Raw genomic sequence first — 14,513 nt, 5'->3', positions numbered from 1 at the left:
AACAGCGTCCTGTCAGCCACTTTGCTTCAAATTTGCCGTTTTTTTCCGCAAACGAACATTTTGATGAAGATTGCCCTTGCACGGCAATACGGCTTTGGTTAGTATTCACACCCGCTTCAGTGGGTCCTTGAATGACCTGCTAAATGGTGAGAAGCAATTGGCATGCGGTGAACCCGCGAGGATACAGGTACTACTATGTACGACGCTCTTCTGGTGATTTTCCTTATCGTAGCAATCGGGCTTGTTGCTCTGGTTATGCTGCAACAAGGCAAAGGCGCTGATATGGGAGCCTCTTTCGGAGCAGGTGCTTCTGGCACATTGTTCGGTTCGAGTGGTTCCGGTAACTTCATGACCCGTATGACCGGCATCTTGGCAGCACTGTTCTTTATCATTAGTTTGATTCTCGGGAACATGAGCACCAATAAAAGCCAAAAAGGTAGTGAGTGGGAAAACCTGAGTCAGCCAGCGAAAACTGAGCAGACCACTGCACCGGCAGCTCCAGCAGCGCCTAACAGTGACGTTCCTCACTAAGCAGTAACCTTCTTATCGCAAGAAGTGAAAAGTTTTAAACAGTGGCTTGTACTTGGACAGTAGAAGCGATTGTGAAAAAAAAGAGTGCCGAGGTGGTGGAATTGGTAGACACGCTACCTTGAGGTGGTAGTGCCCGAATGGGCTTACGGGTTCAAGTCCCGTCCTCGGTACCAATCTTTGTGATAATTTGCTTTTTAGCGATTATCGGCGTAGTATTTGCCACGTTTTCGGACGCGGGGTGGAGCAGCCTGGTAGCTCGTCGGGCTCATAACCCGAAGGTCGTCGGTTCAAATCCGGCCCCCGCAACCACTTTCCCTAAGTGTTTATTTCAAATAGACTTTCAGTGTCTTCCTGTGATGTTCTGCAGTTCCAATTTGAAAGTTTCTATTTGAAATAACACTTCGCGAAAGTTGTACCGAAGCCGCTATGCGGCGAATAGGGTCCAGTTGCATAAAGCCCCGATTTATCGGGGTTTTTTGTTATTTGGCAACAGAATCACTGGGCTATTTAGCCCTTTTTTTATGTCTTGGGGGTGGGCTTGTCCACATTAGAACAAAAATTAACAGAGCTGATTACAGCACCAGTCGAGGCACTTGGCTTTGAGCTGGTGGGCATCGAGTTCGTTCGGGCTCGCCAATCGACGTTGCGCATCTATATTGATAGTGACGCCGGGATCAATGTTGATGATTGTGCTGATGTCAGCCACCAGGTGAGCGCTGTGCTGGACGTTGAAGATCCAGTCACCGTCGCCTACAACCTGGAAGTTTCCTCTCCAGGCCTTGATCGTCCTATGTTCACCGCTGAACATTATCAACGTTTCCTGGGTGACGAAGTCAGCATTGTTCTGCGTATGGCAGTGCAGAATCGTCGCAAATGGCAGGGCATTATTAAGGCTGTCGAAGGCGAAATGATCACGGTGACAGTGGAAGGGAAAGATGAAGTGTTCGCACTGAGCAACATCCAGAAAGCGAACCTGGTACCCCACTTTTAAAGAGTTTGGAAGAGGCAACTAGGATGAACAAAGAGATTCTGGCTGTTGTAGAAGCAGTTTCTAATGAAAAATCCCTCCCGCGCGAGAAGATTTTTGAAGCGCTGGAAATTGCATTATCAACGGCGACCAAGAAAAAATACGAGCAGGAAATCGAAGTCCGCGTCAGCATTGACCGCAAAACAGGTGACTTCGATACCTTCCGTCGTTGGGTGGCAGTCAACGAAGTGACTCAACCGACCCGCGAAATCACCCTCGAAGCTGCACAATACGAAGATCCGTCAATCGACCTCGGCGGATATATTGAAGATCAAATCGAGTCAGTCACTTTTGACCGCATCACCACGCAAACTGCCAAGCAAGTTATCGTACAGAAAGTACGTGAAGCAGAGCGCGCGATGGTGGTTGATCAATTCCGTGAGCAGCAAGGTGAGATCGTCACCGGCGTGGTTAAGAAAGTTAACCGTGACAGCATCGCTCTGGATTTAGGCAGCAACGCTGAAGCCGTTATTCTGCGTGAAGACATGCTTCCGCGTGAAAACTTCCGCTCCGGCGACCGTATTCGTGGCGTTCTGTATGATGTGCGCCCTGAAGCACGCGGTGCCCAGCTGTTTGTCAGCCGTTCACGTAACGAGATGCTGATTGAGCTGTTCCGCATCGAAGTGCCGGAAATTGGCGAAGAGCTGATTGAGATTAAAGCGGCAGCCCGTGATCCTGGCTCCCGTGCGAAAATTGCAGTAAAAACCAACGACAAACGTATCGACCCGGTCGGTGCTTGTGTCGGCATGCGTGGTGCACGCGTTCAGGCTGTTTCCAGTGAATTGGGCGGTGAACGTATCGATATCATCCTTTGGGATGATAATCCTGCGCAATTCGTTATCAACGCAATGGCACCGGCAGATGTCGCTTCCATCGTGGTTGATGAAGATAAATGCACCATGGATATCGCCGTTGAAGCCAGCAATCTGGCACAGGCGATTGGCCGTAATGGCCAGAACGTGCGTTTGGCCTCCCAATTGTTGAAACAGCATCGTGGTGATGACAAGTGGGAACTGAACGTGATGACAGCAGACGACCTGCAAGCCAAACATCAGGCTGAGGCACACGCTGCGATTGATACCTTCACCAAATACCTGGCCATCGATGAAGATTTCGCCACGGTTCTGGTAGAAGAAGGTTTCTCAACGCTTGAAGAACTGGCTTATGTGCCAGTCAACGAGCTGCTTGAAATCGACGGCCTGGATGAAGACACGGTGGATGCGCTGCGCGAACGTGCAAAAGAAGCGCTGACCACACTGGCTTTAGCTCAGGAAGAAAGTCTCGGTGACAAAAAGCCTGCTGACGATCTGCTTAACCTGGCGGGTCTGGAACGTAGCATGGCATTTAAACTGGCTGCACAAGGGGTTTGTACGCTGGAAGATCTTGCCGAGCAGGGTGTCGACGATCTGGCTGATATTGAAGGTCTTAGTGACGAGAAGGCTGGTGAACTTATCATGGCCGCGCGCAATATCTGCTGGTTTGGCGACAACGCGTAATAAACTGTAGCAGGAAGGAACAGCATGACAGATGTAACTGTAAAAGCGCTGGCGGCAGAGATTCAGACTCCGGTAGATCGCCTGGTACAGCAATTTGCTGATGCAGGGATCTCAAAGTCCGAAACTGACTCTGTGACCCAGCAAGAAAAAGAGACTTTATTGGCGCACCTGAATGGCGGAAATGCCGGTGCGACAAACAAACTGACGTTACAACGCAAAACGCGTAGTACACTGAATATTCCGAGCACCGGCGGGAAGAGTAAATCGGTGCAAATCGAGGTCCGCAAGAAACGCACTTATGTTAAACGTGATATGACCGAGGCAGAAGTTGCCCAGGCCGAAGCGGAAGAGCAGGCGAAGCGTGACGCGGAAGAACAGGCACAGCGTGCAGCAGCGGAGCAAGCCCAGCGCGAAGCTCAGGAAAAAGCCAAACGCGCCGCCGAAGAGCAAGCTAAACGTGAGGCCGCTGATAAAGCTAAGCGTGATGCAGCGGAAAAAGATAAAGTGACCAACCAAAATACCGATGAAGTAACTAAACCAGCTCAGGCAGAGAAAGCACGCCGTGAAGCTGAAGCCGCAGAGCTGAAACGCAAAACGGAAGAAGAAGCCCAGCGTAAGATTGAAGAAAACGCCAAGCGCATCGCAGAAGAAGCCCGTAAAATGGCTGACTCTGGTGTCTGGACTGAAGCTACCGCTCCAAGCGAATCAGAATCTGCTGACTACCATGTCACCACTTCTACCCATGCTCGTGCTGCTGAAGACGAAAATGACGCCAAAGTTGAAGGCGAACGTCGTAGCCGTACTCGCGGTGGCAAAGCGACCAAACAGAAAAAAGGCAACAAGCTGTCCGAATCTAAAGCGGATCGCGAAGAAGCCCGTGCTGTTGGCCGTAACGGTAAAGGTAAGCGTAAGCCAAGTACCTTACAGCAGAGCTTTAACAAGCCTGTTGTTGCCGTTAACCGTGATGTTGTAGTGGGTGAAACCATTACTGTTGCTGAGCTGGCAAACAAAATGGCAGTTAAAGGTTCTCAGGTCATCAAAACCATGATGAAACTGGGCGCCATGGCCACCATCAACCAGGTTATTGATCAGGAAACTGCTCAGCTGGTTGCGGAAGAAATGGGCCACAAAGTTATCCTGCGTCGTGAGAACGAGCTGGAAGAAGCGCTGATGAGCGATCGTGATACAGCTTCTTCTGCTGCCGCTGAGCCACGTGCTCCGGTTGTGACCATCATGGGCCACGTTGACCACGGTAAAACCTCATTGCTTGACTACATTCGTTCAACGAAAGTGGCAGCAGGCGAGGCCGGTGGTATTACCCAGCATATCGGTGCTTACCACGTAGAAACCGAAAACGGCATGATCACCTTCCTGGATACTCCGGGACACGCCGCGTTTACTTCAATGCGTGCTCGTGGTGCTCAGGCAACGGATATCGTTGTACTGGTTGTTTCTGCAGATGATGGCGTAATGCCACAAACCATCGAAGCCGTACAGCATGCGAAAGCTGCTGGCGTGCCAATCGTGGTTGCAGTGAACAAAATTGATAAGCCAGACTCTGATCCGGACCGCGTTCGTACCGAACTCTCTCAGTATGGCGTTATGCCAGAAGAGTGGGGCGGTGAATCTCAGTTCATCCATGTGTCTGCGAAAGTGGGTACCGGTATCGACGATTTGCTGCAAGCTATCTTGCTGCAAGCCGAAGTTCTGGAACTGAAAGCAGTTCGCACCGGCATGGCAAGCGGCGTTGTGATCGAGTCCTTCCTGGACAAAGGTCGTGGCCCGGTTGCAACCGTTCTGGTTCAGGAAGGTACTCTGAACAAAGGCGACATCATTCTGTGTGGCTTCGAATACGGCCGTGTCCGTGCGATGCGTGACGAAATGGGTCGTGACATTACGTCTGCGGGTCCTTCTATTCCTGTCGAAGTTCTGGGTCTGTCCAGCGTTCCGGCTGCGGGTGATGAAGTGACTGTTGTTCGTGACGAGAAGAAAGCGCGTGAAGTTGCTCTGTATCGTCAGGGTAAATTCCGCGAAGTGAAACTGGCTCGTCAGCAGAAATCTAAACTGGAAAACATGTTCGCGAACATGACTGAAGGCGAAGTTTCTGAACTGAACATCGTTCTGAAATCTGACGTTCAGGGTTCTTGCGAAGCGATTTCCGATGCGTTGCAGAATCTGTCTACTGACGAAGTTAAAGTTAAAATCGTCGGTATGGGTGTCGGTGGTATCACCGAGACTGACGCAACACTGGCCGCTGCTTCCAACGCGATCATCCTGGGCTTCAACGTCCGTGCAGATGCTTCTGCACGCCGTGTCGTAGAAAGCGAAAGTCTGGATCTGCGTTACTATTCCGTTATCTATAACCTGATTGACGAAGTTAAACAGGCGATGAGCGGTATGTTGGCGCCAGAATACAAACAGCAAATCATCGGCCTGGCTGAAGTTCGTGACGTGTTCAAGTCACCGAAATTCGGCGCTATTGCAGGTTGTATGGTGACTGAGGGTATGATCAAGCGTAACAACCCAATCCGTGTACTGCGTGAAAACGTGGTGATCTACGAAGGCGAACTGGAATCCCTGCGTCGCTTCAAAGATGACGTTGCTGAAGTTCGTAACGGCATGGAATGTGGTATCGGCGTTAAGAACTATAACGATGTGCGTACTGGCGATGTGATCGAAGTCTTCGAAATCATCGAGATCAAACGTACTATCGCTTAACGTTTGCGAAGTAGCTGATATCCAGATGGGGGGCCTTGCGCCCCCTTGTTTGTCTGGAGCAAGTGAGGAGAAAAGCATCATGGCAAAAGAATTTAGCCGTACTCAGCGCGTCTCTCAGGAGATGCAAAAAGAAATCGCCATCATCTTACAGCGTGAAGTCAAAGACCCGCGCGTAGGCATGGCGACCGTTTCAGGCGTTGAAGTTTCACGTGACCTGGCCTATGCCAAAGTGTTCGTGACCTTCCTGGACGTGCTGACGACTGACAATCACGATCCTGATCGTGTGAAGAATGGCATCAAAGCTTTGCAGGACGCGTCAGGTTTCATCCGTACGCTGATCGGTAAAGCGATGCGTTTGCGTGTCGTACCAGAACTGACTTTCGCATACGACAACTCTTTGGTTGAAGGTATGCGTATGTCCAATCTGGTGACCAACGTCGTGAAGAACGATGCTGAACGCCGTTCAGCTGCAGGCGATGACGAGGAAGTATAATGAGTCGCCCACGTCGCCGCGGCCGTGATATACACGGTGTTCTGCTACTGGACAAATCTTTAGGCTTGTCTTCTAACGATGCCCTGCAAAAGGTTAAACGCCTTTATAACGCTAACCGGGCAGGACATACCGGCGCGCTCGATCCTTTAGCCACTGGCATGTTGCCGCTGTGCTTAGGCGAAGCGACCAAGTTTTCCCGGTTCCTGCTCGATTCTGACAAACGTTATCGCGTGATTGCCCGTATGGGACAACGCACGGATACGTCAGATGCTGAAGGTGCCATCATTTCTGAACGTGAAATGGCCTTCACTCAGCAGCAACTGGACGATGCTCTCGACAGTTTCCGCGGGGAAACCCGGCAAATTCCTTCCATGTATTCTGCATTGAAATATGAAGGGAAAAAGCTGTACGAGTACGCGCGTCAGGGCATCGAAGTTCCGCGAGAATCCCGCAGCATCACCGTGTATGAACTCAAGTTCATCCGCTGGGAAGGCTTCGAGGTTGAATTAGAAATCCACTGTTCCAAAGGCACATATATCCGCACGATTGTGGATGATCTGGGCGAAAAATTGGGCTGTGGTGCGCACGTGACTTATTTGCGTCGTTTGCAGGTGGCAACCTATCCTTCAGAGCGTATGGTCACCATGGAAAAACTCCATGAACTGATCGCTCAGGCAGAAGAGCAGGGCATAGAGGCACGCTTATTGCTGGATCCCTTGTTATTGCCTATGGACAGCGCGTGTGAAGACTTCCCGGAAGTGAACCTGCTCCCTGTCGTCGCCGGATATGTTAAACAGGGCCAACCTGTTCAGGCATCTGGCGCACCGGTCAGTGGTATGGTTCGCATCACTGAAGGCGAAGAACGTAAGTTTATCGGTGTGGGCGAAATTGATGATGATGGCCGCATTGCGCCGCGTCGTCTGGTCGTCGAATACACGGATTAAGCGCTTTCTGCTCACCTTGCGATCACATATAGCAAAGGGTAGAATAGCGCAGCTTATGCATTGGGTTGCTGAATTAGAGATCGGCACCCGTTTAATTATCTATAATATTTTGGAGTAAGATTATGTCTCTAAGCGTTGAAGCTAAAGCTCAAATCGTTTCCGACTTCGGTCGTGGCACTAACGACAGTGGTTCTACCGAAGTTCAGGTTGCTCTGCTGACTGCTCAAATTAACCATCTGCAAGGTCACTTTGCAGAGCACAAAAAAGATCACCACAGCCGTCGTGGTCTGCTGCGTATGGTTTCTCAGCGTCGTAAACTGCTGGACTACCTGAAGCGTAAAGATGTAGCACGTTACACCAGCCTGATCGAACGTCTGGGTCTGCGTCGCTAATCAAGCGAGTTTCAGTGTAAAGGGGCCAATAGGCCCCTTTATTCTAGGAAGCAACGCCAAATCAGGGTACTGTATGGCTGCTGTTTCTGTTGTTATTCTAAGTACATGAACTTCCGTTACAGATGTTTTCGCGCGGCTAATGAGAGACTTTATTACCACATTGCCAGGTATATAAGGATTGTCATTAGTCGCGAGAATGTAGTGAGAAGCTCGGATATTGATCGGCGTGAACTGCTGTCATAACAGCTGCGCGTCATACAAAAGGACATTACATTGCTTAATCCGACTATTCGTAAATTCCAATACGGCCAGCACACCGTTACGCTGGAAACCGGCATGATGGCTCGTCAGGCAACTGCCGCTGTTATGGTTAGCATGGACGACACTGCGGTATTCGTTACCGTTGTTGGCCAGAAAAAAGCTAAACCAGGTCAGAGCTTCTTCCCGCTGACTGTTAACTATCAGGAGCGTACTTACGCTGCTGGTCGTATTCCGGGTAGCTTCTTCCGTCGTGAAGGCCGTCCAAGCGAAGGCGAAACTCTGACTTCACGTCTGATTGACCGTCCGATTCGCCCTCTGTTCCCGGACTCCTTCCTGAATGAAGTTCAGGTTATCGCGACTGTGGTTTCCCTGAACCCACAAGTTAACCCTGACATCGTTGCGATGATCGGTGCGTCTGCTGCCCTGAGCCTGTCTGGTATTCCATTCAACGGCCCAATCGGTGCTGCACGCGTTGGTTACATCAACGACCAGTATGTTCTGAACCCAACCGCAGATGAGCTGAAAACAAGCCGTCTGGACTTGGTTGTTGCCGGTACTCAGGGCGCGGTTCTGATGGTTGAATCTGAAGCTGAAGTGCTGAGCGAAGATCAGATGCTGGGCGCGGTCGTATTCGGCCACGAACAACAACAAATCGTTATCGACAACATCAACTCACTGGTTGCTGAAGCCGGTAAGCCAAAATGGGACTGGCAGCCAGAAGTGGTTAACGCTGAGCTGCATGCTCGCGTGGCTGCACTGTCTGAATCCCGTCTGGGTGATGCGTACCTGATCACCGAGAAACAAGAGCGTTACAACCAGATTAACGTCATCAAATCTGACGTTGTTCAGGCTCTGCAAGCTGAAGACGAAACTCTGGACGCTGGCGAAATCTCTGACATTCTGGGCAGCATCGAGAAGAACGTGGTTCGTAGCCGTGTTCTGCGTGGTGAGCCACGTATCGATGGCCGTGAAAAAGACATGATCCGTGGTCTGGATGTGCGTACTGGCGTTCTGCCACGTACTCACGGTTCAGCGCTGTTCACTCGTGGTGAAACTCAGGCACTGGTTACTGCAACACTGGGTACTGCCCGTGATGCACAGAACCTGGATGAGCTGATGGGCGAGAAAACTGACAGCTTCCTGTTCCACTACAACTTCCCTCCGTACTCTGTTGGTGAGACCGGTATGGTAGGTTCGCCAAAACGTCGTGAGATTGGTCATGGCCGTCTTGCTAAACGTGGCGTACTGGCGATGATGCCAAAACCAGAAGACTTCCCGTACACCGTACGTGTGGTATCTGAAATCACTGAATCTAACGGTTCATCTTCAATGGCTTCCGTTTGTGGCGCATCTCTGGCCCTGATGGATGCAGGCGTGCCGATTAAAGCCGCTGTTGCGGGTATCGCAATGGGTCTGGTTAAAGAAGGCGAAAGCTTTATCGTTCTGTCCGACATTCTGGGTGACGAAGATCACCTGGGCGACATGGACTTTAAAGTGGCCGGTAGCCGCGACGGTATCACCGCGCTGCAGATGGACATTAAAATCGAAGGTATCACCCGCGAAATCATGCAGGTGGCTCTGAACCAGGCTAAGGGTGCGCGTCTGCACATTCTGGGCGTGATGGAACAGGCTATCAGCACACCACGTGGCGATATCTCTCAGTTTGCTCCACGTATTCACACCATCAAGATCAGCCCGGACAAAATCAAGGACGTGATCGGTAAAGGTGGTTCTGTGATCCGTGCTCTGACTGAAGAAACCGGCACCACTATCGAAATCGAAGATGACGGTACTGTGAAAATCGCAGCTACAGACGGCGAGAAAGCGAAATATGCTATCCGCCGTATCGAAGAGATCACTGCTGAAATCGAAGTTGGCCGTATCTATCAGGGTAAAGTGACCCGTATCGTAGACTTTGGTGCGTTTGTTGCCATCGGCGGCGGTAAAGAAGGTCTGGTACACATCTCTCAGATCGCTGACAAGCGTGTAGAGAAAGTGACTGATTACCTGCAGATGGGCCAGGAAGTTCCGGTTAAAGTTCTCGAAGTTGACCGTCAGGGTCGTGTGCGTCTGAGCATCAAAGAAGCTACCGCACCTTCTCAGGACGAAACAACTGAGCAACCTGCAGCAGAATAATCTGTAACAGAAGTTTTACAGCTCCTTTCCACATGGGGAGGAGCTGTTCGTCTCACGGACGCAGGACGCGTTTGTGTTAAGCAAGCGGATGACAGGATGTTCATCCAATGTTTGTCTCCGGGAGTAGAAATGAAGCCTTTCTTGCGCTGGTGTTATGTTGCGACAGCACTTATGTTGGCAGGATGCAGCAACCATGATTGGCGTAAAAACGAAGTTCTGGCGATTCCGTTGCAGCCGACGTTGCAGCAGGAAGTCATCCTGGCACGCATGGAACAAATACTTGCCAGCCGGTCATTAACCGATGATGAGAGAGCACAGCTATTATATGAGCGCGGTGTGCTGTATGATAGTCTCGGGCTAAGAGCACTGGCGCGAAATGATTTTTCACAAGCGCTGTCTATTCGTCCTGATATGCCAGAAGTTTTTAACTACCTGGGGATTTACCTAACGCAGGCAGGCAATTTCGATGCTGCCTATGAAGCGTTTGATTCTGTACTAGAGCTTGATCCAACTTACAACTACGCGCGTTTGAACCGAGGTATCGCCCTGTATTACGGTGGCCGATTCTCGTTAGCGCAGGATGATCTGCAGGCGTTTTATCGAGACGATCCAAATGATCCCTTCCGTTCGTTATGGCTTTATCTTGCGGAGCGAGAAATCAATCCGAAGAATGCCGAAGTAGCGCTCCAGGAGCGTTATGACAAAGCGGACAGAGGGCAATGGGGATGGAATATCGTCGAATTCTACCTGGGCAAAATCAGCGAATCTACGCTGATGGAACGCCTCAAGGCAGAAGCAACGGATAACACTTCGCTCGCTGAGCATCTCAGTGAAACTGACTTCTATTTAGGTAAGCATTACCTAAGTCTGGGGGACAAGAACAGCGCCGCGGCACTGTTCAAACTGACGGTAGCTAACAACGTCCATAACTTCGTTGAGCACCGCTATGCATTGTTGGAATTGGCGCTTTTGGGCCATGAGCAAGACGACCTATCAGAATCGGACCAGCAATAGCTGACGACACCAATCAGCCTTTTTAATCATGGTATTTACCATTTTTAAGCGCCTTAACGGGCGAGGGTTGCTTTGTTCGTTTTATAATCTAATTTGAGCCGGTTCACACTTTTCAATGAAAATGACTGAAAATTTTCTCGACGAGTTATGTAGACTGGCTGCCATTATTAATGAGGCACGTGTACATGACTACTGAGCTTGAAACCTCTTTTGCTGACCTGGGGCTGTCTGCTCCGATCATTTCTGCCCTGACTGATTTGGGCTACGAAAAACCTTCACCAATCCAGGCTGAGTGTATTCCTCACCTGTTAAATGGCCGCGACGTTCTGGGCATGGCTCAGACAGGTTCCGGTAAAACAGCTGCATTCTCCTTACCGCTGCTGCATAACATTGATGCTTCACTGAAAGCACCACAAATTCTTGTTCTGGCACCGACCCGCGAACTGGCGGTTCAGGTTGCTGAAGCAATGACTGATTTCTCTAAACACATGCATGGCGTGAATGTGGTTGCCCTTTACGGCGGCCAGCGCTATGACGTTCAGCTGCGCGCACTGCGTCAGGGACCACAAGTTGTTGTGGGTACCCCGGGCCGTCTGCTGGACCACCTGAAACGCGGTACCCTAAACCTCTCAAACCTGAGCGGCCTGGTGCTGGACGAAGCTGATGAAATGCTACGTATGGGCTTCATCGAAGACGTCGAAACTATCATGGCGCAGATCCCGGCTGAACATCAGACCGCGTTGTTCTCTGCAACCATGCCAGAAGCTATCCGTCGTATTACCCGTCGCTTCATGAAAGAGCCTCAGGAAGTACGTATCCAGTCAAGCGTGACTACCCGTCCAGACATCAGCCAGAGCTACTGGTCTGTCTACGGTCTGCGTAAAAACGAAGCGCTGGTGCGTTTCCTTGAAGCAGAAGATTTTGATGCGGCGATCATCTTCGTTCGTACCAAAAACGCGACACTGGAAGTGGCTGAAGCTCTGGAACGTAGCGGCTACAGCAGCGCTGCACTGAACGGTGACATGAACCAGGCGCTGCGTGAGCAGACTCTGGAACGTCTGAAAGATGGCCGTCTGGACATTCTGATCGCAACCGACGTGGCAGCACGTGGTCTCGACGTAGAACGTATCAGCCTGGTTGTTAACTACGACATCCCGATGGACTCAGAATCTTACGTTCACCGTATCGGTCGTACCGGTCGTGCTGGCCGTGCGGGTCGCGCATTACTGTTCGTTGAGAACCGTGAGCGTCGTCTGCTGCGTAACATTGAACGCACCATGAAGCTGACCATTCCAGAAGTTGAAATCCCAACTGCAGAAGTACTGGGCGAACGTCGTCTGGCTAAATTCGCAGCGAAAGTTCAGCAGCAACTGGAAAGCAGCGATCTGGATCAGTACCGTGGTCTGCTGGCTAAACTGCAACCTGCAGAAGAGCTGGACATCGAAACACTGGCTGCGGCACTGCTGAAAATGGCACAGGGCGAACGTCCTCTGATCGTTGCAGCGGATCCGGTCTTCAAAAGCCGTCCACCACGTCGTGAATTCGAAGATCGTGGCGACCGCGGTGATCGTGGCGATCGTCGTGACCGTCCGGCTCGCAGCAACGACCGTCCTGCACGTGATGGCGACAGCCCACGTCGTGAGCGTCGTGACGCTGGCGAAATGGAACTGTATCGCATCGAAGTGGGTCGTGATGATGGTGTTGAAGTTCGTCACATCGTTGGCGCTATCGCTAACGAAGGCGACATCAGCAGCCGTTACATCGGTAACATCAAGCTGTTCGGTACGCACTCAACTATCGAACTGCCTAAAGGTATGCCGGGCGAGATCCTGTCTCACTTCACCCGTACGCGTATCCTGAACAAACCGATGAACATGCAGCTGATCGGTGATGCAGTGCCACAGGCTCCACGTCGTGATCGTCCGGCCGGTGCTGGCGGTGAGCGTCGTGGTAACGGTGCTCCGCGTCCTTTCAACGGTGAACGTCGTGAAGGTGGCCGTGGTAACGGTGCTCCACGTTCTTTCAGCGGTGATCGTCGTGAAGGTTCTTCAGCAGCTGGCGACCGTCGTCCGCCAAGCCGCGCAGCACGTCGTACTACTGACGCATAATCTGAATCCAGCTCGCTGAGTTTCAGATGACTTAACGTCAGAAAATAAAAAACCAGCCTTCATCGGGCTGGTTTTTTTTCGTCTGCAATTTACTTTCGTCTGCAATTTACTTTCGTCTGTAATTTACTACGAGGATCAGCTGATGCGCTGCTCTTTGACCAGATCGCCCTGCAACTGAGACACAATTTCGAACGAATGCAGACGAGCCTGGTGATCAAAAATCTGACCGTTGATCATCAGCTCATCAGCTTCGGTTTCACGCAGGATATTTTGCAGCCCCTGACGCACTGTTTCTTTGTTACCGACCACTGACATGCGCAGCGCGTTATCGACGCCAAAGCGTTCCTGAGCTGACCACAGGCTTTCAATGTTATCGACCGGTGCAGGGAGTTTACCCGGCATTCCGCGGCGCAGATTAATGAACTGCTGCTGATTGGAGGTAAACATCCGGCGCGCTTCTTCATCGGTGTCTGCGGCAATCGCGTTGATGCACACCATCGCATGAGGTTTTTCGAGCTGAGCGGAAGGCTGGAATTTGCTGCGATAAATCGCCAGTGCCTGATACAGCATGTCCGGTGCAAAATGTGAGGCGAAGGCAAATGGCAGGCCAAGAGCCGCCGCCAGTTGCGCGCTGTAAAGGCTTGAACCGAGTAACCAGAGTGGCACATGCAAACCTTGTCCCGGCACGGCCTGTACGGCCTGCTGTGGCTGAACGTCGCCGAAATACATCTGCAATTCCTGCACATCCTGCGGGAAGTTATCGATTTCACCGGAAAGATGACGGCGCAGCGCAATCATTGTGCGCTGGTCTGTACCCGGCGCGCGGCCAAGTCCCAGATCTACACGATTTGGATACAGCGTGGCGAGCGTGCCGAACTGTTCAGCAATCACCAGCGGGGAGTGGTTTGGCAGCATCACACCGCCGGAACCTACGCGGATCGTTTTGGTTCCGCCCGCGATGTAACCCAGCAGCACGGAGGTCGCCGCACTGGCGATACCGGTCATGTTGTGATGTTCTGCCATCCAGTAACGCTGGTAGCCCCACTTCTCAGCGTGCTGCGCCAGTTCAAGGGAACACTGGAATGCCCGGGCCGGATCGGCTCCTTGCGGAACCGGCGCCAGATCGAGCACGGAAAGGGGAACGGTGTTTTTCTCAGACATAATCACGGCTCACTCATCAAAGGAAAGCGCGGAGAAAGCATTCACTCCGCTCATAATTAGAACGAGTATTACCCAATAACTACTGATTGAATACGGCATTTGTGCCCTTAATTGCCGTTAAAACATCCTTAAAATCGATTTGAGTAACTTAAATTATAGTTTTTATGAATATGTTGTTTTGTGTTAAACAGTCTTTGTTCATCCCGCTATGATTTGACACAAGCGCACACGC

The 14,513-nt window shown here is 51.2% G+C and carries 12 protein-coding genes and 2 tRNA genes; 13 read left to right on the top strand and 1 reads right to left on the bottom strand.

Annotation, left to right across the window (positions count from 1 at the left end):
* The first annotated feature begins 195 nt into the window (after positions 1-195).
* The 13 genes from secG (at position 196) to CKQ54_RS00825 (ending at position 13,120) form a co-directional block, all read left to right on the top strand.
* Positions 196-531 (top strand): preprotein translocase subunit SecG, encoded by a 336-nt coding sequence (gene secG / locus CKQ54_RS00885; RefSeq protein ID WP_113877110.1) that lies wholly within the window; start codon positions 196-198, stop codon positions 529-531.
* An 86-nt stretch (positions 532-617) separates the two neighbouring features.
* Positions 618-704 (top strand) — tRNA-Leu (locus CKQ54_RS00880).
* 59 nt (positions 705-763) lie between these two features.
* A tRNA-Met gene (locus tag CKQ54_RS00875) sits at positions 764-840 on the top strand.
* Between the two features lie 229 nt (positions 841-1,069).
* Positions 1,070-1,522: a ribosome maturation factor RimP gene (gene rimP, locus CKQ54_RS00870; RefSeq protein WP_147243271.1), complete on the top strand. Its 453-nt coding sequence runs from the start codon at positions 1,070-1,072 to the stop codon at positions 1,520-1,522.
* 23 nt (positions 1,523-1,545) lie between these two features.
* Entirely contained in the window at positions 1,546-3,054 is a 1,509-nt protein-coding gene (gene nusA / locus CKQ54_RS00865; RefSeq protein WP_120162398.1) for a transcription termination factor NusA, read from the top strand.
* A gap of 24 nt (positions 3,055-3,078) precedes the next feature.
* The gene (gene infB / locus CKQ54_RS00860) at positions 3,079-5,772 is read left to right on the top strand and encodes a translation initiation factor IF-2 (RefSeq protein ID WP_112286789.1); all 2,694 of its coding nucleotides are present in this window, start codon (positions 3,079-3,081) and stop codon (positions 5,770-5,772) included.
* Positions 5,773-5,851: 79 nt separating this feature from the next.
* Positions 5,852-6,265, top strand: a complete 414-nt coding sequence (gene rbfA, locus CKQ54_RS00855; RefSeq protein ID WP_101078324.1) for a 30S ribosome-binding factor RbfA — start codon at positions 5,852-5,854, stop codon at positions 6,263-6,265.
* Positions 6,265-7,209, top strand: coding sequence for a tRNA pseudouridine(55) synthase TruB (truB, locus tag CKQ54_RS00850; RefSeq protein ID WP_120162397.1), 945 nt, complete (start codon positions 6,265-6,267; stop codon positions 7,207-7,209). Before rbfA ends, truB begins: the two co-directional genes overlap by 1 nt.
* Before the next feature lie 122 nt (positions 7,210-7,331).
* On the top strand, positions 7,332-7,601 hold the full coding sequence (rpsO, locus tag CKQ54_RS00845; RefSeq protein ID WP_014333706.1) for a 30S ribosomal protein S15: 270 nt from the start codon (positions 7,332-7,334) through the stop codon (positions 7,599-7,601).
* A gap of 273 nt (positions 7,602-7,874) precedes the next feature.
* Positions 7,875-9,998: a polyribonucleotide nucleotidyltransferase gene (gene pnp / locus CKQ54_RS00840; RefSeq protein ID WP_120162396.1), complete on the top strand. Its 2,124-nt coding sequence runs from the start codon at positions 7,875-7,877 to the stop codon at positions 9,996-9,998.
* Between the two features lie 129 nt (positions 9,999-10,127).
* Entirely contained in the window at positions 10,128-11,012 is an 885-nt protein-coding gene (nlpI, locus tag CKQ54_RS00835; protein ID WP_112286786.1) for a lipoprotein NlpI, read from the top strand.
* Between the two features lie 115 nt (positions 11,013-11,127).
* Positions 11,128-11,208 (top strand): protein YrbN, encoded by an 81-nt coding sequence (gene yrbN / locus CKQ54_RS26075; RefSeq protein WP_096335046.1) that lies wholly within the window; start codon positions 11,128-11,130, stop codon positions 11,206-11,208.
* Entirely contained in the window at positions 11,198-13,120 is a 1,923-nt protein-coding gene (locus CKQ54_RS00825) for a DEAD/DEAH family ATP-dependent RNA helicase (RefSeq protein WP_120162395.1), read from the top strand. The genes yrbN and CKQ54_RS00825 overlap by 11 nt, the downstream gene beginning before the upstream one ends.
* A gap of 135 nt (positions 13,121-13,255) precedes the next feature.
* Here CKQ54_RS00825 and CKQ54_RS00820 read toward each other — a convergent pair whose 3' ends face one another.
* Positions 13,256-14,281, bottom strand: a complete 1,026-nt coding sequence (locus CKQ54_RS00820; RefSeq protein ID WP_120162394.1) for a luciferase-like monooxygenase — start codon at positions 14,279-14,281, stop codon at positions 13,256-13,258.
* Positions 14,282-14,513: the final 232 nt, after the last annotated feature.

It is taken from the genome of Rahnella variigena (genome assembly GCF_003610915.1).
Lineage (GTDB): Bacteria > Pseudomonadota > Gammaproteobacteria > Enterobacterales > Enterobacteriaceae > Rahnella > Rahnella variigena.
The sequence above is the reverse complement of the archived record's forward strand: the minus strand, read 5'-3'. Positions and strand labels throughout refer to the sequence as shown.

What these genes read in the sequence shown, in the direction of transcription:
- secG (WP_113877110.1), top strand. Translation starts at nt 196, where the DNA reads ATGTACGACGCTCTTCTGGTGATTTTCCTTATCGTAGCAATCGGGCTT.
- yrbN (WP_096335046.1), top strand. Translation starts at nt 11,128, where the DNA reads ATGAAAATGACTGAAAATTTTCTCGACGAGTTATGTAGACTGGCTGCC.
- CKQ54_RS00825 (WP_120162395.1), top strand. Translation starts at nt 11,198, where the DNA reads ATGACTACTGAGCTTGAAACCTCTTTTGCTGACCTGGGGCTGTCTGCT.
- nlpI (WP_112286786.1), top strand. Translation starts at nt 10,128, where the DNA reads ATGAAGCCTTTCTTGCGCTGGTGTTATGTTGCGACAGCACTTATGTTG.
- CKQ54_RS00820 (WP_120162394.1), bottom strand. Translation starts at nt 14,281, where the DNA reads ATGTCTGAGAAAAACACCGTTCCCCTTTCCGTGCTCGATCTGGCGCCG.
- rbfA (WP_101078324.1), top strand. Translation starts at nt 5,852, where the DNA reads ATGGCAAAAGAATTTAGCCGTACTCAGCGCGTCTCTCAGGAGATGCAA.
- truB (WP_120162397.1), top strand. Translation starts at nt 6,265, where the DNA reads ATGAGTCGCCCACGTCGCCGCGGCCGTGATATACACGGTGTTCTGCTA.
- nusA (WP_120162398.1), top strand. Translation starts at nt 1,546, where the DNA reads ATGAACAAAGAGATTCTGGCTGTTGTAGAAGCAGTTTCTAATGAAAAA.
- rpsO (WP_014333706.1), top strand. Translation starts at nt 7,332, where the DNA reads ATGTCTCTAAGCGTTGAAGCTAAAGCTCAAATCGTTTCCGACTTCGGT.
- infB (WP_112286789.1), top strand. Translation starts at nt 3,079, where the DNA reads ATGACAGATGTAACTGTAAAAGCGCTGGCGGCAGAGATTCAGACTCCG.